Origin of the sequence: Thioalkalivibrio sp. AKL10, from assembly GCF_000381845.1 — a bacterium.
Classification (GTDB): Bacteria; Pseudomonadota; Gammaproteobacteria; order Ectothiorhodospirales; family Ectothiorhodospiraceae; genus Thioalkalivibrio; species Thioalkalivibrio versutus.
Genome location: NZ_KB907142.1, coordinates 89,315 through 114,366, shown reverse-complemented (window position 1 = coordinate 114,366; position 25,052 = coordinate 89,315). Strand labels below are relative to the sequence as shown.

19 protein-coding genes are annotated in these 25,052 nt (G+C 68.9%); 8 read left to right on the top strand and 11 right to left on the bottom strand.

Annotated elements, in window-relative coordinates; genetic code table 11:
* The first annotated feature begins 4 nt into the window (after window positions 1-4).
* The 4 genes from G333_RS0100525 (at window position 5) to G333_RS0100510 (ending at window position 7,079) form a co-directional block, all read left to right on the top strand.
* Window positions 5-2,365 (top strand): ABC transporter permease, encoded by a 2,361-nt coding sequence (locus G333_RS0100525; protein WP_019627393.1) that lies wholly within the window; start codon window positions 5-7, stop codon window positions 2,363-2,365.
* 468 nt (window positions 2,366-2,833) lie between these two features.
* Complete coding sequence (locus tag G333_RS0100520; RefSeq protein WP_019627392.1) at window positions 2,834-4,027, top strand: efflux RND transporter periplasmic adaptor subunit; 1,194 nt, start codon at window positions 2,834-2,836, stop codon at window positions 4,025-4,027.
* 7 nt (window positions 4,028-4,034) lie between these two features.
* On the top strand, window positions 4,035-6,542 hold the full coding sequence (gene hrpB / locus G333_RS0100515) for an ATP-dependent helicase HrpB (RefSeq protein WP_019627391.1): 2,508 nt from the start codon (window positions 4,035-4,037) through the stop codon (window positions 6,540-6,542).
* 315 nt (window positions 6,543-6,857) lie between these two features.
* Window positions 6,858-7,079: a hypothetical protein gene (locus G333_RS0100510; RefSeq protein ID WP_018950603.1), complete on the top strand. Its 222-nt coding sequence runs from the start codon at window positions 6,858-6,860 to the stop codon at window positions 7,077-7,079.
* Between the two features lie 12 nt (window positions 7,080-7,091).
* Here the strand turns inward: G333_RS0100510 and G333_RS0100505 are convergent, their stop codons facing one another.
* The 5 genes from G333_RS0100505 to glgA form a co-directional block, all read right to left on the bottom strand.
* Complete coding sequence (locus tag G333_RS0100505; protein WP_019563869.1) at window positions 7,092-8,486, bottom strand: sigma-54 dependent transcriptional regulator; 1,395 nt, start codon at window positions 8,484-8,486, stop codon at window positions 7,092-7,094.
* The gene (locus G333_RS0100500) at window positions 8,483-10,120 is read right to left on the bottom strand and encodes a PAS domain-containing sensor histidine kinase (RefSeq protein WP_019627390.1); all 1,638 of its coding nucleotides are present in this window, start codon (window positions 10,118-10,120) and stop codon (window positions 8,483-8,485) included. The genes G333_RS0100505 and G333_RS0100500 overlap by 4 nt, the downstream gene beginning before the upstream one ends.
* Window positions 10,121-10,129: 9 nt before the next feature.
* The gene (locus tag G333_RS0100495; RefSeq protein WP_018146333.1) at window positions 10,130-10,402 is read right to left on the bottom strand and encodes a PP0621 family protein; all 273 of its coding nucleotides are present in this window, start codon (window positions 10,400-10,402) and stop codon (window positions 10,130-10,132) included.
* Window positions 10,403-10,751: 349 nt separating this feature from the next.
* On the bottom strand, window positions 10,752-13,595 hold the full coding sequence (ppc, locus tag G333_RS0100490) for a phosphoenolpyruvate carboxylase (RefSeq protein WP_019627389.1): 2,844 nt from the start codon (window positions 13,593-13,595) through the stop codon (window positions 10,752-10,754).
* Window positions 13,596-13,677: 82 nt separating this feature from the next.
* Window positions 13,678-15,165: a glycogen synthase GlgA gene (gene glgA, locus G333_RS0100485; RefSeq protein ID WP_018938014.1), complete on the bottom strand. Its 1,488-nt coding sequence runs from the start codon at window positions 15,163-15,165 to the stop codon at window positions 13,678-13,680.
* Between the two features lie 130 nt (window positions 15,166-15,295).
* Between glgA and pgi the strand changes: the two genes are divergently transcribed.
* Entirely contained in the window at window positions 15,296-16,939 is a 1,644-nt protein-coding gene (gene pgi, locus G333_RS0100480) for a glucose-6-phosphate isomerase (protein WP_019627388.1), read from the top strand.
* Between the two features lie 22 nt (window positions 16,940-16,961).
* Here the strand turns inward: pgi and G333_RS0100475 are convergent, their stop codons facing one another.
* Complete coding sequence (locus G333_RS0100475; RefSeq protein ID WP_018938012.1) at window positions 16,962-17,810, bottom strand: bifunctional nuclease domain-containing protein; 849 nt, start codon at window positions 17,808-17,810, stop codon at window positions 16,962-16,964.
* A gap of 95 nt (window positions 17,811-17,905) precedes the next feature.
* Between G333_RS0100475 and G333_RS0100470 the strand changes: the two genes are divergently transcribed.
* Window positions 17,906-18,505, top strand: coding sequence for a DUF938 domain-containing protein (locus tag G333_RS0100470; protein ID WP_019627387.1), 600 nt, complete (start codon window positions 17,906-17,908; stop codon window positions 18,503-18,505).
* A gap of 127 nt (window positions 18,506-18,632) precedes the next feature.
* On the opposite strand, the gene G333_RS0100465 is transcribed toward G333_RS0100470, so the two are convergent.
* The gene (locus G333_RS0100465) at window positions 18,633-19,058 is read right to left on the bottom strand and encodes a DUF3617 family protein (protein ID WP_018938010.1); all 426 of its coding nucleotides are present in this window, start codon (window positions 19,056-19,058) and stop codon (window positions 18,633-18,635) included.
* Window positions 19,059-19,181: 123 nt separating this feature from the next.
* On the opposite strand from G333_RS0100465, the gene G333_RS0100460 reads away from it, so the two are divergent.
* Entirely contained in the window at window positions 19,182-20,138 is a 957-nt protein-coding gene (locus G333_RS0100460; RefSeq protein ID WP_019627386.1) for a matrixin family metalloprotease, read from the top strand.
* Between the two features lie 39 nt (window positions 20,139-20,177).
* On the opposite strand, the gene G333_RS0100455 is transcribed toward G333_RS0100460, so the two are convergent.
* The 3 genes from G333_RS0100455 to G333_RS0100445 all read right to left on the bottom strand — a co-directional run bounded on the left by G333_RS0100455 (window position 20,178) and on the right by G333_RS0100445 (window position 22,048).
* Window positions 20,178-21,461, bottom strand: coding sequence for an OmpP1/FadL family transporter (locus tag G333_RS0100455; RefSeq protein ID WP_019627385.1), 1,284 nt, complete (start codon window positions 21,459-21,461; stop codon window positions 20,178-20,180).
* Window positions 21,462-21,575: 114 nt separating this feature from the next.
* A complete protein-coding gene (locus G333_RS0100450; RefSeq protein ID WP_018146324.1) occupies window positions 21,576-21,773 on the bottom strand; it encodes a DUF3185 family protein in 198 nt (65 codons plus the stop codon).
* A 23-nt stretch (window positions 21,774-21,796) separates the two neighbouring features.
* Complete coding sequence (locus tag G333_RS0100445; RefSeq protein ID WP_018938007.1) at window positions 21,797-22,048, bottom strand: GlsB/YeaQ/YmgE family stress response membrane protein; 252 nt, start codon at window positions 22,046-22,048, stop codon at window positions 21,797-21,799.
* Between the two features lie 407 nt (window positions 22,049-22,455).
* On the opposite strand from G333_RS0100445, the gene mltF reads away from it, so the two are divergent.
* Window positions 22,456-23,922, top strand: coding sequence for a membrane-bound lytic murein transglycosylase MltF (gene mltF / locus G333_RS0100440; RefSeq protein WP_019627384.1), 1,467 nt, complete (start codon window positions 22,456-22,458; stop codon window positions 23,920-23,922).
* Here mltF and G333_RS0100435 read toward each other — a convergent pair.
* Entirely contained in the window at window positions 23,909-25,003 is a 1,095-nt protein-coding gene (locus tag G333_RS0100435; RefSeq protein WP_019627383.1) for a DUF3524 domain-containing protein, read from the bottom strand. The genes mltF and G333_RS0100435 overlap by 14 nt on opposite strands.
* Window positions 25,004-25,052 lie beyond the last annotated feature (49 nt).

Genomic DNA, 25,052 nt, shown 5'->3' with positions numbered 1-25,052 from the left:
TCTCGTGCGCGCCCTGAACCGCAAGATCCTGCGCGATCTCGGCCACCTGAAGGGCCAGGCGGCGGCCATCGCGCTGGTGATCGCCAGCGGGGTGATGACGCTGGTGATCGCGGTGACCAGTCTCGACGCCCTGACCATCACCAAGGAGCGTTTCTACTCGGAATACCAGTTCGCCGACGTGTTCGCGGAGATCACGCGCGCGCCGGAGAGCGCGGTGGAACGCTTCCGCGACGCGCCGGGCATCAACCAGATCGAGACCCGCGTGCAGGCCCCGGTGCGCCTGGAGGTCGCCGGCTTCGACGACCCGATCCGGGGCACCATGCTCTCCCTGCCGGACGGGGGCGAGCCGCTGCTGAACCGGCTCTACCTGCGCGAGGGCCGGCTGCCCGAGCCCGGGCGCGAGCGCGAGGTGGTGGTCAGCGAGGCCTTCGCCGAGGCGCACGGACTGGGCAGCGGGGATGCCCTGCGCGCGATCATCGACGGGCGCCTGACCGACCTGCAGATCAGCGGCATCGCGCTGTCGCCGGAGTTCGTCTACCAGATCAGCCCCACCGACCTGCTGCCGGACTACGAGCGCTACGGCATCCTGTGGATGAACCGCCGCGCGCTGGCGGCCGCCTACGGGATGGAAGGGGCGTTCAATTCCGTCGCCGTGAGTCTGCAAGCGGGCGCCGACCCGGAGCCCGTGATCGAGGCCATGGACCGCGCGCTGGCCCGCTACGGCGGCCTGGGCGCCTACGGGCGCGAGGACCAGTTCTCGCACCGCTTCCTGTCCGAGGAGCTGACCCAGCTGCGCGCCCAGGCGGCGATCCTGCCGACCATCTTCCTGGCGGTGGCGGCGTTTCTGCTGAACGTCGTGGTCGGACGCATCATCCGCTCGCAGCGCGAGCCGATCGCGGTGCTCAAGGCCTTTGGTTACGGCAATGGTGCGATTGCCGCGCACTACGCCCTGCTGACCGCCGGCATCGTGCTGGTGGGCTGTGCGCTGGGGCTCGCGTTCGGGGCCTGGGCCGCGCAGGGCCTGGCCGGCATCTACGCCGAGTACTTCCGCTTCCCGGAGATGAGCTTTCGCCTGCAGCCCTGGGTGATGGTGCTGGCGGTGGCCGTGGCGATGGGCGCGGCCATGCTCGGCACCTTCCGCGCGGTCTGGCAGGCGGTGCGCATGGCCCCGGCCGAGGCCATGCGCCCACCGGCACCGGAACGTTTTCACCGCGGCTGGATGGAGCGCACGGCAGCGTGGCGCGGGCTGGACCAGCCGACCCGCATCATCCTGCGCAACCTCGCGCGCCACCGGCTGAAGTCCGTGCTGTCGGTGATCGGCATCGGTCTGTCCGGCGGACTGCTGCTGATGGGCGCCTACCAGCTGAACGCCGTGGACCAGATGCTGGATACCCAGTACGGCCAGGTCCTGCAGATGGACATCGACTTGCAGTTCACCGACCCGGTGCCGGCGCGGGTGGCCGGGGAGCTGCGCCACGAGCCGGGCGTGCTGGCGGTGGAGACCTTCCGCGCGGTGCCGGTGCGCCTGGTCGGGGTGAACCGCGAGGAACGCGTGCGCCTGCTGGGACTGGACGCGGAACCGCGCCTGCGTCAGCTGCCGATGGCCGGCGGGCGCGGTCGCCTGCCGGACGAAGGCATCCTGCTGACCGACTACCTGGCGGAGCAGCTGGGGCTGCGCGTCGGGGATCCAGTGGAGCTGGAGATCCTGGAGGGGCGCCGGCGCACGGTCTCGGTCCCGCTGGCCGGGGTGGTGGAGGAGCCGATCGGCGTCGGCGCCTACATGTACCGCCCGGCGCTGAATCGCCTGATCGGCGAGGGGCCGGCCGTCTCCGGGGCCTGGCTGCTGACCGACCGCGCGCAGGAGGCAGCGCTGTTCGCGCGGCTGTCGGATCGACCGCGCGTGGCCAGCGTCGGTCTGATCGCGGAAGCCGAGCGCAACATCCGCGAATACATCGGCGAGACCATTATCGTGTTCGCGCTGGTATTCGTCGCGCTGGCCATATCCATCGCCTTCGCCGTGACCTACAACAATGCGCGCATCACCTATGCCGAACGCGCCCGCGATCTGGCCACGCTGGAGGTGCTCGGCTACTCGCGTGGCCAGGTGAGCTGGATCCTGTTGGGCGAGATCGCCGTGCTGACGCTGGCGGCGATCCCGGTCGCCTGGCTCACCGGTACCGGTTTCGCCTGGCTGCTGAACCAGGCCTTCGCGATGGATTTGATGCGTGTGCCGCTGGTGATCACGCCGCAGGCCTACGGCTTCGCCGCGCTGGGCATCCTGGTCGCGGCCAGTCTGACCGCGTTCCTCGCCTGGCGCCGCCTGCAGAGCCTCGACCGTGTGCAGGCCCTGAAGGCCGCGGAATGACATTCCGGAGGACCGCCCAACATTCGAGCAGGCCGGCCGTCATTGCGAGGAGCCGAAGGCGACGCGGCAATCTCCATCCGGAACCACCACAGCCGGATCTTGAACGCATTCCCAGCTTTCGGAGATTACTCGCTGCGCTCGCCTTTCAGGTCGGCCTGCGGCCGTTCAACGCGCTGCGCGCTTTTGTGCTTCGTCGCTGCGCTCCTCGCAATGACGGGTACGGATTTGGGTGGGTGCGGCGCGGGGCAGCGACGTAGGATGTGATGAGCGGAGCGAATCGCATCATCTGGAAGCCACGGGAATCCACCGATGCAGAAAGGTGGCGAAACCGTGGATACCGGCCATTCGCGCGGCTTCCCGGCGCCGTCTTGATGCGATTCGCTTCGCTCGTCGCATCCTACGTGTGGGGGGCGTGTTGCTCGGGGGTGGCCCTGGGCGCGTCGAGGCGGGATTTGCGAGACTGATGGCATGTTGATGAAAAAGCGGATCACGATCGGGTTGGTGGTGCTGGCGGGGGTGGCCGCACTGGTGTGGGCGCTGCGGCCGCAGCCGGTGCCGGTGTCGCTGAGCGAGGTGCGGGCCGGGGCGTTCGAGGAGACGGTGCGCGAGGAGGGGCGTACCCGGCTGCGCGACACCTACACCGTGTCGGCGCCGATTGCGGGCTATCTGCATCGGGTGGCGCTGGAGGAGGGCGACGCGGTGGCGCTGGGCGATACGTTGTTCCGCCTGGAGCCGTTGCCGACGCCGGCGCTGGATGCGCGCTCGCGCGAGCAGGCGCGCGAGAACCTGGCCGCCGCGCGTTCGCGGCTGCAAAGCGCGGAGGCGAACCTGGAGAACCTGCGGGCCGAGGCGCGTTTCGCGGAGTCCGAGTATCGCCGCCACCAGGAGTTGTTCGACCGCGGGGCGGTGTCCGCGACCGAGATGGAGCGCATGGAGACGATGCGCGACCGGGCGCGTTCCGCCGTGCGCGCGGGCGAGTCCGCGGTGGAGGTCGCGCGCAGCGAGATCGAGAGTGCCCGCGTGGTGCTGGATATCGCCAGCGGCCAGATGCCGGAATCCGAGGCGGATACCCTGTCCGTGCGCTCGCCCGCCGAGGGCGTAGTGCTGGAGCGCTACCGCTGCTGCGAGGGCACCATCGGCGCCGGCGAGCCGGTACTGGTCGTCGGCGATCTGGACGACCTGGAGGTGCAGGTGGACCTGCTGTCGATGGATGCGGTGCGCGTGGTACCGGGGATGCGTGTGCGCCTGACCGACTGGGGTCGAGACGCGAAGCTGGACGCCACGGTGCGTCGGGTGCAGCCATTCGGCTTCACCAAGATCTCCGCGCTGGGCGTGGACGAACAGCGTGTGCCGGTGATCCTCGATCTGGATGCGGTGGAGGCGCGCCTGGCCGGGCTGGCCGTTGGCTACCGCGTGGAGGCCGAGTTTCTGCTGTGGGAGGGTGACGACGTGCTGCAGGTGCCGACCAGTGCGTTGTTCCGCGACCGTGGCGAGTGGTCAGTGTTCGTGGTCGAGGACGGGCGTGCGGAGCCGCGACGGGTCGAGGTGGGCCGCCGTTCCGGGTTCACGACCCAGATCCTGGAAGGGTTGGAGGGGGGCGAGCGCGTCGTGACCCGTCCGGGCGACCGCGTGCAGGCCGGTACCCGCGTCGTCGAAAACTGACCTGCCCATGGCCGAAACCCCGAATGCCTCGCCCGAGGCGCTGGATGACCTGCTGAGTCCGCTGGATGCCGCGCTGGCCACGCGCGGTGCGGCCGTGCTGGTGGCCGAACCGGGGGCGGGCAAGACCACGCGGGTGCCGCTGCACCTGGCGGATTCCGTATCCGGGGGGCGGGTCATCGTGCTTCAGCCGCGCCGCCTGGCCGCGCGCATGGCGGCCACGTTCATGGCCGGGCAACGCGGCGAGCCGGTCGGGCAGACGGTTGGTTACCGCGTACGCGACGAGCAGAAGGTCTCGGCGCAAACCCGCGTCGAGCTGGTCACCGATGGCCTGTTCCTGCGCCGCATCCAGGCCGACCCGCTGCTGGAGGATGTCGGCGCGGTCGTGTTCGACGAGTTCCACCTGCGCCGGCCCGAGGCCGAACTGGCGCTGGCCTTCGCGCTGCAGGTGCGCCGGTTGCTGCGCCCCGAGCTGCGGATCGTGGTGATGTCCGCCACCCTCGACGACGAGGCCGTGGCGCGACTGCTTGCGGGGCCGGAGGCGGACCCCGTGCCCGTATTGCGGGCTCGCGGACGACAGTTCCCGGTGGAGGTGCGCTACGCGCCGCCGAAGAAGGACGCCCCGCTGGCCGACGCCGTGGCGCAGGCCGTGCGAGAGGCACTGGAGGCCGAGCCGGGTTCGGTGCTGGTCTTTCTGCCCGGCGAGCGCGAGATCCGCGAGGTCGCTGCGCGCCTGGGGGAGACCGTGGAGACGCCGGTCGGCCCCGCGCGGGTGGCGCCGTTGTTCGGGCGGTTGTCGGCGGAGGAGCAGAACCGTGCGGTGCGCCCGGCTCCGCAAGGCGAGCGCAAGGTGGTGCTGGCCACCGACATTGCCGAGACCAGCCTGACCATCGAGGGTGTGCGCGTGGTGGTCGACGCGGGGCTATCCCGTGAGCCGCGTTTTGATGCCGCCACCGGGCTGTCGCGACTGGTGACGGTCGCCGCCTCGAAGGCCGCGGCGGAACAGCGCGCCGGCCGTGCCGGACGGACCGAACCCGGCGTCGCGATCCGGCTGTGGGCCCGTGCCGAGGAGGTACAGCGCCCGGACTACGCGACACCCGGACTGCAACAGGTCGACCTGCTGCCGCTGGCCCTGGAGCTGGCCGGCTGGGGCGAGGCGGTGGCCGAACTCGACTGGCTGGAGCCGCCGCCGGCGCACGGCATGGCCGCCGCGCAGGCAATCCTCGCGGAGCTGGGCGCGCTGGACGCCGAAGGGCGGATCACCGATCACGGCCGCGCCCTGCTGCGGCTGCCGACGCATCCGCGCCTGGCGCACATGCTGCTGCGGGCGCGCGAGCGGGGACTTGCGCGCCTGGCCTGCGAGCTGGCGGTGGTGGTCGAGGAGCCGGGAATGGCCGGGCCGGGTGCCCCGCTGGAACTGGGGGAGCGCCTGGTGCAGGCACGGCGTGCGGGTGGCCGCGCCTGGAAGTCCGGGCTGCGGCGGCTGGAGCAGGCCCTGGCGCGGCTGGACGACAGCGCCGGCGCAGCAGAATCCGTACTGGACGAGGGTGTGGCGCTGGGGGTGCTGGCTGCGCTGGCCTGGCCCGAACGCATCGCGCGGCCACGCGGCGGGCAGGCCGGGCGCTTCGTGATGGGCAATGGCCGCGGGGCGTTGCTGTCGGAGCGCGAGCGCCTGGCGCATGCCGAGTACCTGGTGGCGGTGGACTGCACCGACGCCGAACGCGAGGCCCGTATCCGCTGCGCGGTGGCGCTGGACCTCGCCGCGCTGGAGCGCGAGGCCCCGGAGATTTTCCACCGCGAGACGCGTTGCGACTGGGTGGAGGACGGGGCGCGGCTGGAGAACGCGCGCATCCGCCGCATTGGCACGCTGGTGGTCGAGCGGCAGATGGTCGCGCTGGACGACCCCGCGTCCACGATCCCGCGCTGGTGTGAACGGATGCGCCGCGAAGGGCTGGCGCTGCTGCCGTGGGATGACGCGGCGACCCAGCTGCGCGCGCGCATCCAGCTGCTGCATCAGGCGATGCCGGAGGCGGACTTTCCCGACATGGGTGACGCCGCGTTACTCGCCGGTCTCGAGGACTGGCTGGGGCCGTACCTGGCCGGAATGACGCGGCTGCGCGATCTGGACCGGCTGGACCTGGTGGCGATCCTGCGCGCGCGGCTGGACTGGGAGCATCAGCAGCGACTGGAGCGCGAGGCGCCGGCCCGTATCGCGGTGCCTTCCGGTTCCGCCCACCGGGTGGATTACACGCAGGACCCGCCGGTGCTGGCGGTGAAGCTGCAGGAGCTGTTCGGCCTGGAGGAAACGCCCGCGGTGGCCGGAGGTCGCGTGGCGCTGGTGCTGCACCTGCTGTCGCCGGCGCGGCGCCCGGTGCAGGTCACCCAGGATCTGAAGAGTTTCTGGGAGAACGGCTACCCGGAGGTGCGGCGCGAGTTGAAGGGCCGTTACCCGAAACACCCGTGGCCGGAGGATCCGTGGAATGCGCCGGCCACGCGGCATGCGAAGCGGCGTGGGTAGGCAGTTCAGGTTTGGCGGGGGCTTCGCCTGCAAGCAGGCTCCCACAGAGGTCAGCACAACGCGGGACGCCGCGCGTGACCCCCTGTGTCGTCATCCCGGAAACCGCGGAGCGGTTATCCGGGATCTCGGGCGTCGGGGTGGCCATGGCCGCGGAGATCCCGGCTCTTCGCTGGGCTGCGGCCGGGATGACGCCGGGGTGATGGGCGCCAGGCAGCACTTGGGGCGCCGGGTGGTGGGGACGATGCGGCGGCGGGCGTTCTCCGGTAGTGTCGCGTTCAGCTCTGTTGCGAGTCCCGTGCGAGGAAGCGAACCCCGATGCTGAAGTTTCTGACCGTGATCCTGATCCTGCTGTTCGTCTGGTGGCGGGTGTCGCGCTGGATGGATGTGCGCCGCCGCCGTGCGCGGGGGGAGGATGTGTCCTATCAGGTAGACGTGAAGGGGTTTCGCCCGATCACGGTGCTCAGTGTCATCTTCCTGCTGCTGTACGGCGGCTACGTGATCTGGTTTGCCCTGAACGAGTGGTTCGAGCTGTTGTAGGCCGGGTTTTGACTACTCGATCCCGAGTTTCTTCAGGCGATAGCGCAACTGGCGAAAGCTGAGGCCGAGCAGGCGTGCGGCGGCCGTGCGGTTGCCGCCGGTCTGCTGCAGGGCGGTCGCGATGGCCTGGCGTTCCTGCGCGGCGAGCTGGTCGTCCAGGGCGCTCTCCGCGCCGTCGAGGCCGTTCTCGGGTTCGCCGTACTCCGCGCCCGGGGTGGGTTCGGTGCCCAGACCGTTCGCCGGCAGGTCGATGTTGCCGGCGCGGATCAGCGGCCCTTCGCACAGCGTGGCGGCGCGTTCCAGGATGTTCTCCAGCTCGCGGACGTTGCCGGGGAAGCCGTGCCCCTGCAGGGCCGCGAGGGCGTCGGGTGCCAGCTCCAGGTCGCCGGTCTGCCACTGCTCGCCGATGCGTTGCAGGATGCGCGTGGCCAGGCGTTCGATGTCGCCGCGGCGCGCGCGTAACGGCGGCACCTTCAGCTCGATCACGTTCAGGCGGTAGTAGAGATCCTGGCGAAAGCGGCCCTCGCGCACGGCCTTTTCCAGGTCGTGGTGGGTGGCGCTGAGGATGCGTACGTCGACCGGGATCTCGCGGGTGCCACCGACCGGCTTGATGGCGCGTTCCTGGATGGCGCGCAGCAGCTTCACCTGCATCGGCAGCGGCAGGTCGGCGACCTCGTCGAGGAACAGCGTGCCGCCGTCGGCGGACTGGAACAGACCGGTATGGTCCTGGGTGGCGCCGGTGAACGCGCCCTTGCGGTGGCCGAAGAATTCGCTCTCCATCAGCTCGCCGGGGATGGCGCCGCAGTTGACCGGCACGAACGGACGTTCGGCGCGCGGGCCGAGGCGGTGGATTTCGCGCGCGACCAGCTCCTTGCCGGATCCGGACTCTCCGGAGATGAACACCGGGGCCTGGCTGCGCGCCAGCTTGTGGATGGTGGCACGCAGACGCTGCATGGGCTCGGACTGGCCCAGCAGGGGGCTGTCATCGGGGGTGGCCGGGGTGGCGTCGTCGCCGGGCTCTTCCGCGATCGAGGCAGCCGGCTCCAGGCGCAGGGCCGCGTCGATCAATTCGCGCAGCTGTTTCAGGTCCACCGGCTTGCTGACGAAGTCGAAGGCGCCCAGCTTCAGCGCCAGGACGGCGGTATCCACGCTGCCGTGGGCGGTGATGACGGCCACGGGGAGCTCCGGGCGTTCGCTCTGGATGTGGCGGACGAGGTCCAGCCCGTCGCCGTCCGGCAGGCGCATGTCGGTCAGGCACAGGTCAAAGTCGTGCTCGGCGATCAGGGCGCGGGCCGGCTCGAGTCGGGTGGCCGTGGTGGCCTCAAGGCCCATGCGGGCCAGGGTGATCTCGAGAAGTTCGCAGATGTCGGGCTCGTCGTCCACGACCAGCACGTGGCGGATACTCATGCGCCTTGTTCCTTTGGCGAATCGGTTTCCAGGGGGGCGAACAGGATCCGGAAGCAGCCGCCGATGGGTGTGTGGACGTATTCCAGCGACGCCCCGTTGTTTTCGCACAGCATGCGCGAGATGTACAGGCCAAGGCCGGTGCCCCCGGCACGCCCGGAGACGAACGGTTCGAACAGGTCCTTTTCCTGTTCGGCAGAGATGCCCGGCCCGGCGTCGATCACGTCCAGACTGACCACCCGCGCGACCTGGCCGGCGCCGCCGCGCAGCACGATGGGCGGGCTGTCGGGCTGATCGTGGCCGCCATGGATGCGCGCATTGCTGCACAGGTTCCACAGGATCTGGTTGAGCTGGGAGGGGTCGAACTGGATCTCGGAATCGGCCGGTTCGATGCGCGCATGCAGGGTCTCTCGCGGCAACTGCAGCGCACCGCAGAACTCCTCGGCGAAGCGATCCAGGGTCTCCTGAAGGTTCAGCCGCTCGCGTCCTCCGGCGTCCCTGCGTGACAGGCTGAGGACGTTGGAGATCAGTTCGTTCACGCGCTTGCTCTGGTTGTTGATGATGTCGAGCAGGCGCTGGTCGTGAGGTTTGAGATCCGGCGATTCGCCGAGCAGCTGTGCGCTGTGGCTGATGGCTCCCAGGGGGTTGCGGATCTCGTGGGCAATGCTGGCGGTCAGGCGGCCGAGGGCCTGCAGCTTGCCGGCCTGGGCCTGGCGCTGGAGTTCGGCGGCGTCCTCCAGGATCAGCAGACTGCCCTGGTCGCCGCGGTCACCCAGCGGGGCCAGACGGATCCGCAGGGCAGGCTGGTCGCGGTCGCCCGGCAGCTGCTGGCTGGTCGTGGGCATGCCGTTGCGCTGCCAGTCGCGGATCACGCGTGCCACCGAGGGCGACAGGGACGACAGGTGGCGTCCCGGCCGCGGGGGGAGCAGCCGGCGCGCGGCCTCGTTGATGGAGCGGATGTACCCGTCCGGGTCGACCGCGATGACACCGGCGCTCATGCGCGCGATGATCTGCGCGTTCAGTTCGGCCAGGTTGGCCAGATCCACCTCCTGGCGTTCCACCTGGGCGCGGGTCTCGCCGGCCCGGCGGGCGAACTGGCGGGCCAGCAGGCCGGCCGCAAACAGGGTGGCACCCAGCAGCCCCGCCTGGGTGATGGCGGTATCGGCGGGGTGCAGGAATAGTGCGCTCACGCCCTCGGCTAGCAACAGGGCCAGGGTGGCGATCGCGGCCAGGGTCAGGGCGAAGCGTGCGCTGGAGAGCAGCACGGCCGCCACCAGGGCCGGGACCAGCAGAAGGCCAATGCCGGCGCCAACCCCTCCGGAGACGATCAGCAACGCGATCAGGCCGATGCCGTCGCCGGCGCCGCCGATCAACGCGATACGGGTGAGGCTGGTGGTGTCCGGATTGTGGGTGCAGCGCCAGGCGAAGGCGGCGGCGACGAGCGCAAAGGCGAGATAGGCGGTGGCGATGACCGCGTAGAACTGGGGGGTGACGAGATGCAGCCCCAGCGGGGTATCCGGGAACAGCCCGAGCAGTAGCAGGACCGCCGCGACAAAGACCCGGTAGAGCGCGAAAAGCCAGGCGGAACGCCGGGTGTCGGCGTCGATCGGCGTGTTCCCCCCGGACTGGTTATCCATGGACGAGGGTCAGTCGTCTTCGGTGCGGGAGTCGGCGTCCGAGCGGTTGCGGTCGACCTCGGCGTGCTGCGGTGAGCAGTAGAGGCGGTCGCCGTCGCGGTAGGCCTCGGCCTCCGGCACGTGCACGCCGCAGAAGGCGCAGCGGATTACCGCGCCGCCCTCTTTCAGGCGTTCGGGCCGTTCATCCTGGTGGACCTGCTTGCGGTTGCTGGTGGAGCGCACGAGGGTGCGCACCGCAAGGAACACGGCGACGATGGCGACGATCAGTAGCAGCAGGCGCATGGCGTGATTCTAGGGAAACACTGATTAATGTGCACGCTCGCGCTCGAGTCGCTTTTGCGTGCGAACAAGGCGCGGTGACTGCCGTGCAGTCATTCTGCACAAGGGAACCGCAACGCCGTTCCCACGCAAAAGCGGCCGAGCCCCTGCATTCAATCGCTTGTGGGGTTGGCACCCCAGGTTCCCCGATCCTGCGTTGCGGCCGTTGCCGGTAGAACCACTACCGGCTGCGCACCGCGCCTTGTCTCGGAAAACCTGGGGTGCCAACGCGAGGGTACACATTAATCAGCGTTTCCCTAGCAGGATGACGATCGCGGACCACCGGCTCGGGCGGCCCGTGATCAGCCTCTCCCTAACCGGTGTTGCGCATGCCTGCGGCGATCGCGTTGATCGAGCGCAGCAGGGGCGACAGCCACGGGTTTTCGTCGGTGTCGTCGTCGGCCTCGGCGTCGAACTGGCGAGACTCGCGCAGCAGGTGAATCTGGATGCTGTTGAGCGGGTCCAGGTACGGGTTGCGCCGTTGCAGCGAACGCGCCAGCAGGGGCGTTTCGTCCATCAGTCGGTCCAGTTGTGCCACGCGCAGCACCTCGGTGACGGTGCGGCTGTGTTCCTCGCGCACCAGGACGTAGATGCGCTCGGCCAGTTCCGGGTCGCTGCACAGGCGGGCGTACTCCGCGGCGGTGCGCATGTCGGCCTTGGTCAGGGCCATCTGGCAGTTGGACAGCAACGAGCGGAAGAACGGCCACTCCTGGTACATGCGCTGCAACTGGGCCAGGCGTTCGGGGTCTTCGCCGCGCCACTGTGCCAGCGCGGTGCCGATGCCGTACCAGGCGGGCAGGGTGTGGCGCGCCTGGGCCCAGCCGAAGACCCAGGGGATCGCGCGGATCGAGCTCTTGGAGCGGTCGGTCTTGCGCCGGTGCGATGGCCGCGAGCCGATATTCAGGAAACCGATCTCCTGTACCGGGGTGATCTCGTAGAAGTAATCGAGCACGCGTTCGGTGCGGTCGATCAGCTCGCGGTAGGCATCCTCGCCAGCCTGCGCGAGCTCGTGCATGGTGGCGCGGTAGTCGTCGCGGTCCTTGCGCGGCGGCCGGATCAGGCTGCGCGAGGCGAGCATGACGCCGGTCGCACCCATGCCCAGCTCGTACACCGCGGTCTCCACGTTGGAGTACTTGTACGACAGTACCTCGCCCTGTTCGGTGAACTTGATCCGGCCCTGCACCGTGGCCGGGGGCTGGGCGAGGATGGACTCGTGGGTCGGGCCGCCGCCGCGCCCGACGGTGCCGCCGCGGCCGTGGAACAGCTGGCAGCGCACGCCGAAGCGATCGGTAATGCCGACGATCTTCTTCTGTGCCTCGTAGAGGTTCCAGCTGGAGGCGAGGATGCCGCCGTCCTTGCAGGAATCGGAGTAGCCGAGCATGACGTCCTGGATGTTGCCGGAGGCGGCCAGCAATCGTGCATACACCGGGTTGGACAGCAGGCCCTCGAGGACGTCCTCGACATGCAGCAGGTCCTCGATGGTCTCGAACAGCGGCGAGATGCGCAGATGGCAGAACGGGTTGCCTTCTTCGTCGTTGCCCGCGAGACCTGCCAGGCGGCCCAGCAGCAGGACCTCCAGCACATGCGAGGCGGCGTGGGTCATGGAGATCACGTAGGTGCCGATGCCGTCCGGACCGACCTCGCGGCGCATGCTCTGGATCACCTCGAACACGCGCAGGGTCTCGCGGGTGCTCTCGCCCAGGGCCTTGCGGTCCACCTCGGGCAGGTTCTCCAAGGCGATCAGTTCGCTCAGCGCCTGCTGGCGGCCGGTCTCGTCCAGCGCGGCGTAGTCGGTGTCCGGTGCCAACTGGCGCAGCAGTTCCGCGATCGCGTCGGAGTGGACGGTGGACTCCTGGCGCACGTCCAGGTGGTGAAGGTGAAAGCCGAAGGTCTCGACCAGGCGGATCAGGTCGGTCAGCGCGCCGCTGGCGATGTTGCGATCACCATGGCTGACCAGCGAGTCGCGGATCAGCTTGAGGTCGTTCAGGAAGGCCTGGGCGTCGGCATAGGCGCTGTTGGTCGGCAGCACGGCGGCCTCGCCGCGGACCCGGCGCACCACGGTGCCCAGGGTCTCGCGCAGACGGTAGCGCATGATGTAGAGCTTGCGCCGGTAGGGCTCGCTCTCGAAGCGGTCGGAGGCGCCCTGGAACACCGCGTTGGCGATATTGGAGTCGGCGTCCAGGCTGTCGAGGAATGCCTGCGACGGCTGGCACATGAAGGACGAGTGAGTCAGCACGTTGCGCAGGTGGTTGACCCGCTTGAGGTACTCGCGCAGGACCTGTTCCATTGCCAGGCGGCAGGACAGCTCGGTGACCTCGGGAGTCACGTTCGGGTTGCCGTCGCGGTCGCCGCCTATCCAGGAGCCAAAGTGCAGGAAGGCCGGGATGCGTACCGGCAGGCTGCCGTCCGGGTTGACGCCGTAGATCCGGCGGATGGCCTTCTCGAGGAAGCGGTAGGACTGCGGGATGGCCTCGAACAGGCTCTCCTCGAAATAGAACAGGCCGTACTTGATCTCGTCCTGAACCTGCGGCTTTTTTACCCGCACCTCGTTGGTGCGCCAGAGGATCTGGATCTGGGTCTCCAGTTCCTCGGTGATCAGGCGGCGTTCCTCCTCGCCCAGCCCCGGCTGGTTCAGCCGGTCGGCGGTCTCGAACACGCGGCGCTGGTTCTCCATCGTGGTCCGGCGGCGGGCCTCGGTGGGGTGGGCGGTGAACACCGGCTGGTAGTGCAGCTCGTTGAGCAGGCGTTCCAGCTCCTCGGCGGTGACGCCTTCGCCATGCAGCTCGCGCAGGGTCTGGTCGAAGGAGCCGGTCCACAGCGGCTCGCCGCTGGAGACCTGGGCTCGGCGCCAGCGGTAGAACAGGTCTTCCTCGGCGATGTTGACCAGGCTGAAGTAGATGCTGAAGGCGCGGATCACGCGCTCGGTCAGCGAGGCGTCGAAGTGCGTGATGTTGGCCATCAGCTGGCGGCGCAGGTCCGGATCCTCGTCCTTGCGCAGGCTGACGAAGCCGCGGCGCAGCTTCTCCACCGCGTCGAACACGGCCTGGCCTTCCAGGTCGTGAATCACGTTGCCCAGGAGTTCCCCGAACAGGCGCACGCGGGCGCGCAGTTCCTTGTCCTTGGGGAGGAATCGGTCGTGTTGATCGCTTCGAGTCATATCGGGCCTGTGCGCGCAGGACGACGATCGCCGCTGCCTGGGCTTGCCGGTTGGGGTTCGGGAGGTCGCGAAAAGGACGCGATTATAGCGCAGATGCCGCCTTCGCACGCCGGCTGCGGCGCGGAAGCTGTTCGCGGTACAGGGCGAGATAGGCATCGGCGCTGGCGGTCCAGCCGAAGTCGCGTGCCATGCCGTTGTGCATCAGCTGTTCCCAGTGGCCGTCGCCGCGGGCGGTATACAGCGCCAGGGCGCGCTCCAGGGCGGCGCCGAGGGCGGCGACGCTGTCCGGGGTGAAGCTGAAACCGGTGGCGGTGCCCGCCTCCAGGTTCTCCGGCGTGGCATCCACCACGGTGTCGGCCAGACCGCCGGTGGCGTGGACCACCGGCGGGGTGCCGTAGCGCAGGCTGTAGAGCTGGTTGAGCCCGCAGGGCTCGAAGCGCGACGGCATCAGGAACAGGTCGGATCCGGCCTCGATCTGGTGGGCCAGTGGTTCGTCGTAGCCGATGTGCACGCCGACCTGGCCGGGGTAAGCGCGGGCGAGGGCGCCGGTGGCGTGTTCCAGGTCCTTCTGGCCGGAGCCGACCAGCGCCAGCTGGATGCGCCCGGCCTCCAGCAGTGGCATGCAGGCCGCATGCAGCAGATCGACACCCTTTTGGTCGACCATGCGGCCGACATGGCCCAGCAGCGGGATGTCCGGGTTGGCCTCCAGGCCCATGCGGGTCTGCAGAGCAGCCTTGTTGGCGGCCTTGCCCGCGAGGTCCTCGGCGCTGTAGCGCGCGGCGATGTGGCGGTCGCGCGCCGGATCCCAGTCGCTGTAGTCGACCCCGTTGAGGATGCCGTGCAGGTCGGCGCTGCGGGCGCGCAATACGCCGTCCAGCCCCATGCCGTGGACCGGTTCCTGGATCTCGCGGGCGTAGGTGGGCGAGACGGTGGTGATCGCGTCGGCGAAGATCAGGGCCGCCTTCATGAACGAAAGCTGGTCGTGAAACTCGAGGGCCTCCGGGTGCCACAGGTCCGCGGGCAGGTTCAGATCCTGCACGGTGCTCGCCGGGAACAGGCCCTGGTAGGCCAGATTGTGGATGGTGAACACCGTCCGCGGGCGTTCGACGCCGGTGCGCTCCGGGTCCAGCAGCAGCGGCACGAGACCGGTCTGCCAGTCGTTCAGGTGAATCAGTTCCGGCGCCCAGTCCAGCCCGGCCTCGTCCCGCGCCAGCGCCACGATGGCGCGGGCGAAACCGGCAAAGCGCTGGGCGTTGTCCGGCCAGTCCATGCCGTTGCTGGCGCTGTAGGGGTTGCCGGCGCGCTGGAAGTATTCCGGCCAGTCGATCAGGTAGACCGGGAGCCGGGTCCCGGGCAGTCGGCCCTCGATGATCTGCCAGGGGGCGCCGTCCGGACCCGGGCGCGGGGTGGCATCCACCAGGTTGCGACAGGCCTCGGGGTAGCCGGGTAGCACCAGGCGGGCATCCTGGCGCCGCCGGCGCAGGGCGGCGGGCAGGCTGGCGCTGACATCGGCGAGCCCCCCGGTCTTGACCAGACCGTAGGCCTCGCTGCTGGCGAACAGGATGCGCATGCAAAAAATCCCCAAGTGCGGAACCGGCGGCGCCGGATGACTTTCTGTTAATTGTAACGCAGGGGCCGGGGCGGCACTCTGGGCTTGGGACAATCGAGGAAACAGGATGACGGCAGGAGTGGGTGCGGTGATGGAAAGTGCCTTGCGGGTCGAGGCCCGACGGTTGGCGGACGAGTCCCTGCGCGAGCTGTTCGCGCGCGATCCGGATCGCGTGCAACGCGACGTGCAGGAGATCGCCGGGTTGCGCCTGGACTGGACGCGCCAGCGCCTGGACGGTGCGGCCTGGGATGCCCTGTACGAGCGCGCTGCGGCCTGTGAGGTATCGGAGGCGCTGCGCGCGTTGTTTGCCGGCGAGCGGGTCAATACCACCGAGGGGCGGGCGGCCCTGCACACGGCCCTGCGCCTGCCGCGCGACGCCCACTGTGAAGTGGATGGCGCGGACGTGGTTCCGCAGGTGCATGCGCAGCTCGACCGGGTCGAGACGTTCGTGCGACGGATCCACGACGGGGTCCACCGTGGCTACAGCGGGCGTCCGATCCGTCGCGTGGTGAACATCGGCATTGGCGGCTCCGACCTCGGGCCACGCATGGTCTGCCGGGCGCTTGCGCCGCATGCACAGGCGACGGCCGACGGCGTGCCGCTGACCGTGCAGTTCGTCTCCAACGTGGATGGCGCGGCGCTCTCCGCCGTGCTGCGCGAGGCCGATCCGGAAACCACGCTGTTCATCGTCGCATCGAAGACCTTCGGCACCCAGGAGACCCTGACCAACGCCCGTGCGGCCCGCGCCTGGCTGCTGCGGCATGCGCCGGACGACACGGCCGTCGCGCGCCACTTCGTGGCGGTCTCCACCGCACGCGACCGGGTAACGGAGTTCGGCATCGACCCGGACAACATGTTCGGCTTCTGGGGCTGGGTCGGCGGGCGCTATTCCGTGTGGTCCACCATCGGGTTGCCGGTGGCGCTGCTCCTTGGCATGGACGGCTTCCGTGCCTTTCTCGGCGGGGCCCATGCCATGGACGAGCACGTGCTCCAGACGCCGGTCTCCGGCAATGCCGCGGTGCGCATGGCGTTGGTGGATTTGTGGAACCAGAACCTGCTGGGGGCGCAGTCGCGCGCGGTACTGCCCTACGACGAACGCCTGTCGCTGCTGCCGCCGTACCTGCAGCAGGCGGAGATGGAGAGCCTGGGCAAGCGCGTGGGGCTGGACGGGCAGGTCGTGACGGACGCAACCGGCGCGGTGGTCTGGGGTGCGGTGGGCACCGATGGTCAGCACGCCTTCTTCCAGTTGCTCCACCAGGGCACGCGCTTCATCCCGGCCGAGTTCATCGGCGTGGCCCGCCCCGAGCACGACCTGCCGGCGCAGCACCCGTTGCTGCTGGCCAACCTGGTGGCGCAGGCCGAGGCGCTGGCGATGGGCAAGGACGAGGCCGCGGTGCGCACCGAGATGGCGGCGGCCGGGCAGTCGCCGGAGGCGATTGATGCGCTGGCGCCGCACCGGACCTTCCCCGGCAATCGGCCGAGCACGCTGATTCTTCTGGAACGCCTGGATCCGGCCACGCTGGGCGCGTTGATCGCGCTGTTCGAGCACAAGATCTACGTGCTGGCCACGCTGTGGGGGATCAACGCCTTCGATCAGTGGGGGGTGGAGCTGGGCAAGCAGCTGGCCGGTCAGGTGCTTGAGGACCTGGCGCCCGGCGCGACCGCCGGCGAGCATGATCTGGCAACCACCGCCACGCTCGACTGGCTGCGCCCGCGGCTTCCGCCGCGGGACTGACCCGCGTCCGTTCCGGCTCTGCTCAGACGGTCAGGGCGTCGTCGGACTCCTCGATCTCGGGGACGTCCGTGGGCAGCGTGATACTGCGGGTCTCGCCATCCAGCCAGTAGCGGATTTCGGCGGGCTCGCCCTCCGGTGTCGCGGAGATCGCCTCGAGGAAGTCCATCGGGGTGGTGGGCGTGCGCCCGTTCACTTTCAGAATCAGGGCGCCGTGGGTCAGGCCCGCGGCGGCGGCGCGGCCCGCGGCACGGCTGACCAGTACGCCGGATTCGTCCGGCAGTTGCAGGGCTTCGCGCAGGTCGTTGCGGGCCTCCACAACGGTGATGCCGAGGGCGGTGACGACCTCGTCCTCGCCCGGCGGGGTGTAGTCGAAGGCGACATCGGCCTCCAGGATTTCCGGCGCGACATGGATGGCGGCCCCGCTGCGTACCGCCAGGGCGAGCCCGTCGCTGGGGCGGGTGTCGATCAACCGGGGTTCGGCCTCGCCGGCGATCCGTACCTCCAGCCAGCCGAGATAGGTACCGTTCTCCAGGCCGTCAATGATCACCCGTTCCAGGCGCGCATCCATCTGCTCCAGCAGGTCGATCATCAGGTCGTGGGTCTGCGGGCGCGACAGTGTTATGTCGTGCATGGCCAGCAGGATCGCGCGGGCCTGGTCGGTCCCGATCACGATGGGGACCACCTCGCCGGACGCCGGGTGTCGCAACAGCGCGATGGGCGTGCCGGAGCCGGCATCCACCCCGACGGTGGCCAGTTCGACCGGCAGCAGGCGCTCCGGGTCGGTCGCCATGTCGCGGGCCAGCGCCTCGCCGCCGATGACCAGCAACAGGACGAGCAGGGCGGGCAGGAACAACCGGAAGCGGGGTGTCATCAGGGCAGCCTGGAAATAGGGTGTATCCCGATCATGGCAGTGCGGTTGCGGGGCGTCCAGAATACTGCCTTGTCCCCCGTGAACGGATCGCTGCGATGACCTCCGACAAGCCCTATGCCCCGGCCGCGGATCAAAACCGCGCGCCGATCCTGGCCCAGCTGCGCGCGCAGTTCCTTGCGCATGGACGGGTGCTGGAGATCGGCGCCGGCACCGGGCAGCACGCGGCGCATTTCGCCGCGGTTTTGCCGCATCTCGACTGGTATCCCAGTGACGTGGCCGAGAACCTGCCGGGCGTGGAGGCCTGGCGACGCGACGCGGCCCTGCCCAATCTGCGGCCCCCGCTGAAACTGGACGTGCTGCGGGATGCCTGGCCGGAGGGGCCGTTCGAGTACGTCTACAGCGCGAATACCGTGCATATCATGCACTGGCCGGCGGTGGAGGCGCTGTTTGCCGGCGTGGCCCGGGTACTGGCGCCGGGTGGGCTGTTCGCGCTGTACGGCCCGTTTGCCCACGACGGTTCGCATACTGCCGAATCCAACGCCCGGTTCGACCAGATGCTGCGGGCGCAAGATCCGGGCATGGGCGTGCGTGACCGCGCCGACCTGGATGCCCTCGCCACGGCCGCCGGCCTCGAGCCCGCCGCGGTCATCGACCTGCCGGCCAACAATCAGATCCTCTTCTGGCGCAGGGCTTAACGACCACGATGGCACGAAGAAAAGTCCGGGGGCTGAAGTGACGCAAGTCGCGCCCCGTACTTGCGGCTCTTTCCAGATCGTTCTTCGTTTCCGTGCCCTCTGTGACCTCCGTGGTGAATACGGGGGGTCAGCAGTCGCCGATGCGCTGGCCGCGCATTTCCATCCGCACGTTCATCGGGCCCATGGGGGTGTCCATCTCGCTGGTCATTTCGCCCTCGGCGCGGTCACCCATGAAGCGCATGCTGCCGTCCATCTGCATGCGTCCGCCCTGCGGGCCGGGGCAGCTCATGGTGTAGTCCATGCGGTCGGCGCTCATGTCGACGTGGTCCAGGGTGCAGCCTTCCGGCGCCTCGATGATGTTCTCGCCGCGGTCGATGTCTTCCTGGGTGACGCACTCGGTGCTGGTCTCGGTCTGGTCCGGCATGCCGCCCATGCCTTCCATGATCATGGTGGTCTGGTTTTCCCAGAGACCGGGCTGGATGTTCGGGGTCTCGGCCTGGACGACGAGCGGCAGGGCAACGAGCGGCAGGGCGGCAAGAAGGGTGCGCAGCATGGCAGTCTCCTGAATCGGGGGTATCGAATGGGTTCAATGGTGCCTGGCGCGTCATGACGGGGCAAACGCGGGTGGCGGCACCCGCTGGCTGGTACCTTGGGTGCGTGCGAGGGAGGAACTGTAATGGCAATACCGTTATGGCTGGTCGGCGGTGTCGGGGCGCTCGCGCTGGGCGGTGTCCTGTGGCAAGAGGGGCACTTGTCGGGCGGCTCCGCCGGGCATGCGCACCTGGCCGCGCCGCGCTGCGAGGTGCCCATCACCCTGCATCTGGAGGCTGTGGACCCGCGCTTCCGGCTGGAGCGTGACGCAGTGCAGGCGGCCCTGGATGCGGCCGTGAGCATGTGGGACGGGCGGACGCCGGAAACACTTTTCCGTCAGCGCGAGGGGGAGGGCATGCCGGTGCGGCTGGTGTTCGACGAGCGCCAGGCGGGTGCCGAGAGCCGCGACCGGGCGCGCGCGGAGCTGGACCGGCTCAAGCGGGGGATCGCCGAGCGCGAGGAGCGTCTGGATCACCGGCACTCGGCGCTGGCAGCGGATGCCGCGGGTTACCAGCGGCGCCTGGAGGACCTTCAGGCGCGCCAGCGCGAGTACGAAGAGGCGGTGGCCGCCTGGAATGCCGGACGCATGGCGCACAGCGCGGGGAACCGCGAGCGGCTGGAACGGCAGCGCCGGGCGCTGGATGCGGCGCGGGACGACCTGGAGCAGGGCCGCCGCACGTTGGAGCGTCGGCGCGACGAGCTCAACCGCGAGATCCGCGACCTCGAGGGCGAGATCGATGGCTTCAACGAACGGGTCGCGGAACTGAACCGCGAGATCGGCGCGACCGGTGCCTTCGACATGGCGGTCTACGAGCAGCAGGGCACGCGGCGCTCCATCACCGTGTTCAAGGCCAGTGACGCGGACGAGCTGCGCCTGACGCTGGCGCACGAGCTGGGGCACGCCCTGGGGATCGAGCACGTGGACGACCCGGCGGCGGTGATGCACGCGATCCTGGGCGAGGCCAACGCCGGACGGCGCGACCTGAGCGACGCCGACCGACGCGCCCTGGCGGCGGCCTGCGGAGTGGAGCTGGAGTGGTGATGAACGGGGCGAGGCGCATGCCCAGCCCCGGATTCGGCGCTAGAAGTGGTAGCGCATGGCGGCCGACAGGACGTGCACGTGACCCTTGGTCGTCCCCTGCATGTTGATGTCGGTCCCGTTAAAGCTGCGCGTGATGTCGAGATCCTCGCTGGCGATGTGGATGTAGCTGTAGCCCAGGTCGAAGGTGAAGCGCTCGCTGCTGGCGTAGCTGGCACCGAAGGAGAACCAGGTGCGGTCGCCATCCGGGGTGCGCGTGCTGCGCCCGTCGGTCTGCGTCGGGGTCTGGTCGTACTGGATGCCGCCACGCAGGGTCCAGCGCGAGTTCATCGCGTACTCGGCCCCCACCGCCAGGGCGTAGCTGTTGCGGTAGTTCTGTTCCAGCACCTGCTCGTTGCCCTGGGGCAACTGGATCCGGATCTCGTCGAAGTTCGACCAGTTGAACCAAGTGTACTGGGCCAGGCCGGTCCAGCGGTCACTGAAGCGATGACGAATGCCAATCGAGGCGATATCGGGCAGCTTCAGGTCGGCCTGGCCACCTTGAACGATGGTGTCGCCTACTTGGGCGCGTCGGGGGTCGTTTGTCGATAACGTCGCGGTGGCTGTGCCCTGGAGGGTATGCGTGACGCCTTCACGGTAATGGATGCCCAGGCGGGTCGCATCGCTCAGGTCGAACAGCATCCCGATGTTGAAGCCGACATCCCAGTTGTCGCCCTCGAGTTCGAATGTCCCGTCGGTGTCCGGATTGAGACCGGCTGGGTCTGGTGTCGCGCTGCGCAGGGTGGCATCGGCGTACTGCAGGTCGAGGCCGCCGCCGATAGAGATACGGTCGGTCAGCTCGAACGCGATGCTCGGTTGCAGATTGAGCACGCGCAGGTCGGATTCCAGTGAGTCGTAGCGGGCGAAGAAGTCGTCGTTGTACTCATTCTTCAGGCCGAACGGGGCGCTGAGGCCGAAGCCCAGCCAGACTCGGTCGGAGTACTGCTGTGCCCAGTACAGGTTGGGCACCGGGGTCGGGTCGTAGGGGTTGCTGCTGTCGCGCCCGGGGATCTGGGTGCTGCGCTGATTGACCTCGGAGTTGGGCATCAGCAGATGCACACCGGCCTGGAGTTCGTTGCCCTTCAGGCGGGTCATGCCGGCCGGGTTGAAGTAGATGGTGGAGGCATTTGAGGCGACGGCGACATCCCCCGCATGGGCCCGGCCGAGGCCGGACGCGCCCTGCGTCTGGATGTAGAAGCCGGCGGCCATCAGGGTTGCGGGGGCGGCAAACAGGGCGGAGCTAACGGCGATCGAGAGCGCCAGGCGGCGCGACGGTGTCAGAGTCATGCGGTCTCCCCTCGTTTTTTGTTCCACGGGGGCCGCAGCGATGCCGCGTCCGGTGTCGGTCGCAGGCTCCCCCGAGGCGGACCCTACCGCCTCGGGAAGATCACGCCAACCGCATCACATTTTCGAGGTCATCAGGATCAGGCCGATCAGCGCGGCCACGCCGCCACCGATAAGCAGCGCGAGGGTGCGCCGGGTGAAGCGGCCAAGGAACAGCCGCGCCGCGCGCTCGCGCATGCCGAAGGCGTCCTGAACACCGACCAGGGCGGCGATCAGGCCGCCAACCAGCAGGATGATGCCGAGGATCTGGATCATGAGAACTCCTTGGATCGGGTGGATCAGGCCTTTCGGATCAAGCCAAGCAGACCGAGCAGCAGCACGGCGCCCACGGTGGCGGCGGCAAGGCTGCCGATCAGTCCGGCTGCCTGCACCCCGAGCTGGGTGAACAGCCAGCCGCCGAGGAAGGCGCCGATCACGCCAACCACGATATTCAGCAGGATGCCCTGCCCGGACCCGTGTACCAGCAGGCCTGCGAGCCAGCCGGCAATGCCGCCGATGAGCAGGAGGAGGAGAAGGGATTCCACGGGCATGTTGTCGCGCTCCTGGCAAGTGACGGGCGATTGGATCGCGCGGATGTCGAGGCGTTCCCCCAGGGAGGCACTGATCAACTCGAGCACGGGCGTGCGAATTGATCAGTGCCTCCCTGGCCTCAAGGATGCCCGCTGGGTTTGGCGGAGCCTTTGGCCTTGTTCCTGGCCGCGGTCGTTCGCTCGGCGATGGGCCGGACTTCGACTGTACAGGGCGTGTCGCCCTTGTGCCCACCGGCACGGGTGAGCCGAACATCCGTGAACGGATACTTGGTGATTCTGCAACCCCGCGAGTGTGGGTATTTTTGAGAACCACTCCGCAAAACCCTAGTCTCTGTATCGGACATTCATGGATCCGTCATGGAATCGGTTGGCGTTTGACGCCGGCTGCCGACGGGAAGGAAACCGGTATGACCGAACAATCGAAGCGCAAGGGACGGGTCACTCGCTCCGCGCGCTGTGGGCGAGCCTTCCGGGCATTGATCCCGGCGGCCCTGCTGGCGTTACTGGCCGGGTGTGGTTCGGAGAACGGGCAATCCGGAACGATGGTTTCCAACGCGGCTGCGGGCGATCGCCTGGCCTCCGTGGATGAGACCGGAACGCTGCGCGTGGTGACCCGCAACGCACCCACCACCTGGTACTTTGACCAGCATCTGGAGACGTCCGGCACCGAGCACGACCTGGTCGAAGGCTTTGCCCTGGCGCATGGCTGGAAGGTGGAATGGGTCATGGCCGACTCGGTTTCCGGTGTCCTCGATGCGCTCGAATCCGGCGCGGCGCACATGGCGGCAGCGGGTCTGACCCATCTGCCGTCGCGTGACGAGCGCTTTCGCCGCGGTCCGCACTACATGGAGGTGAGCGAGCAGGTCGTCTGCCATCGCGACTTGTCCGGCTTGCCGGGTTCGACGGACGAGCTGGAGGGCGTCGATCTGGTCGTCTCGGCCGGCAGTAGCTACGTCGAAACCCTGGAGGAGGCGCTTCCGGAATCGGTCGATTTCGAGGTGCGCGAGATCGGCACCGAGCGCCTGATGGCGCAGGTCGCCCGGCAGGAGATCGGCTGCACCGTGGCTGATTCGCACATCGTGCGTTACAACCGCCGCTCCTTCCCGCATCTCGACATCGCCTTCGATCTGTCCGCGCCGCGCGCGCTGGGGTGGTATGTCGATCCGGAGCATGCCGAGCTCGCCGAGCTGGCCGCCACCTGGATGCAGGGCGCCGGTGGCCGCGAGCTGCGCGACCTCGTGGACGAGCGCTATTACGCCTACATCAACCAGTTCGACTTCGTCGACCTGCGCGCGCTGAACCGGCGCATAGAGGATCGCCTGCCCCAGTACCATCCCCACTTCGAGGAGGCGGCCGAGCGCACGGATCTGCCCGCGGATCTGCTGGCTGCACTGGCCTATCAGGAGTCGCACTGGGATCCGGAGGCGCGCAGCCCGACGGGCGTGCGCGGGCTGATGATGCTGACCCGTCGCACCGCCGAGTCGCTGGGCGTGGATCGCCTGGACCCGGTGGAGAGCATCGACGGCGGGGCCCGCTACCTGCAGCGTCAGCACGGGTTGCTGCCGGATGACATCGTCGAGCCGGATCGTACCTACCTGGCGCTGGCGGCCTACAACATCGGCCGGGGTCACTTGCTGGATGCGCGCCGCCTGGCGCGCGAGCTGGGACGGGACCCGGATCGCTGGGCCGACATGCGCGAGATCCTGCCGCTACTGACCGAGGAGCGTTACTACAAGGATCTGCGCTACGGCTATGCGCGCGGGTATCAGCCGGTGTACTACGTGCAGCGCATCCGCAATTACCGCGACGTGATCCGCCCGGTGTTCGTGGCCGAGGACGAGATGTCGGATCGGGTCGTCGTCAGCCGCGATTGACCTGTGATCCCTTGCGGTCGCCCATAACGAGGTCGTCCAGCATCCGTTTCCAGTCCGGCTCCAATCGCCCCGGCGTCCACGCGCGGACGTCGGGTGCGGGCGGGGCGCCTTGTTGCAGCCATGCCTGCAGGCGCTGCGTCAGCGTGTCGACATCGCCTTGCGGGTAGCGACAGGCATCGGGGTATTGTTCGCGGTAGGCCAGGGCATCCGGGACCAGCGGTGTGGCACCAGCGGCGCTGGCCTCCAGCACTGCCAGGCCCTGGAACTCGTGCCGGGCGGTACTGACGACGATACCTGCGCGGCCCAGTAACGCGTCGTATTCGCTGCGGGGCAGCTTGCCATCGGCGATGATCCGGTTCCCCAGGGCCTCGCGCAGCTTTTGCAGGGGTTCGGGGGCGTTCGCCGGCCGCGGCCCCAGCAGGGCAAGACGGAAATCCACGCCCGACCCGGCCAGCGTCAGCATGGCCTCGGCAAAGGCCTCCGGGGCCTTGTCGTATTCCCAGCGGTGATTCCAGAGGATCAGGCCCGGATCGCGAGTGCCGCCGGCCACGGCCGTTGGCTGGATCGGCACCGGGAGGATCGCGCTGCGCTCCGTCAGTCGGTCGCGTATCCCAGGAGGTACCGCATCCGGCATGCGCCCGAGCAGGGTCGCCATCCCTTCCAGGAACGAGTCGCGGTTGAACGCCGAATTGAAGGCGACGCGGTCCGCGGCCAGCGCCGCATAGATCTGCACCATCTGCGGGTCCACCGAATCCACCTGTTGCGGGCCCAGCGGATAGGCAAACTGGTTCTCGTGCACGTAGTAGAGCGTGGGCAGGGCCGCGAGGTGGGGCTGGAGTCCGCGCAGGGTGGCGAGATCCACCATCGAGGTGGCGATGACCGCTTCGGCTTCCGTGGTCGCCAGTTCGTCCAGCCAGGAGATCGGGTTGCCGCGGATGCGCCAACGGAAGTGGCGCCCCGGCAGTTCCAGTAGCCGCCAGTCGAACGCATCGAAGGTGCTGGTTAACCAGTCCGCCCAGGCCGCGTGGCTGTCGGCGCGATAGGCGGACAGCAGGAGGATGCGCTTGCGATGGTCCGGCACGCCCCTGTACGCCTCCGGTCGGAGAGGGGCCACCGGTGCGGCCCCTCGG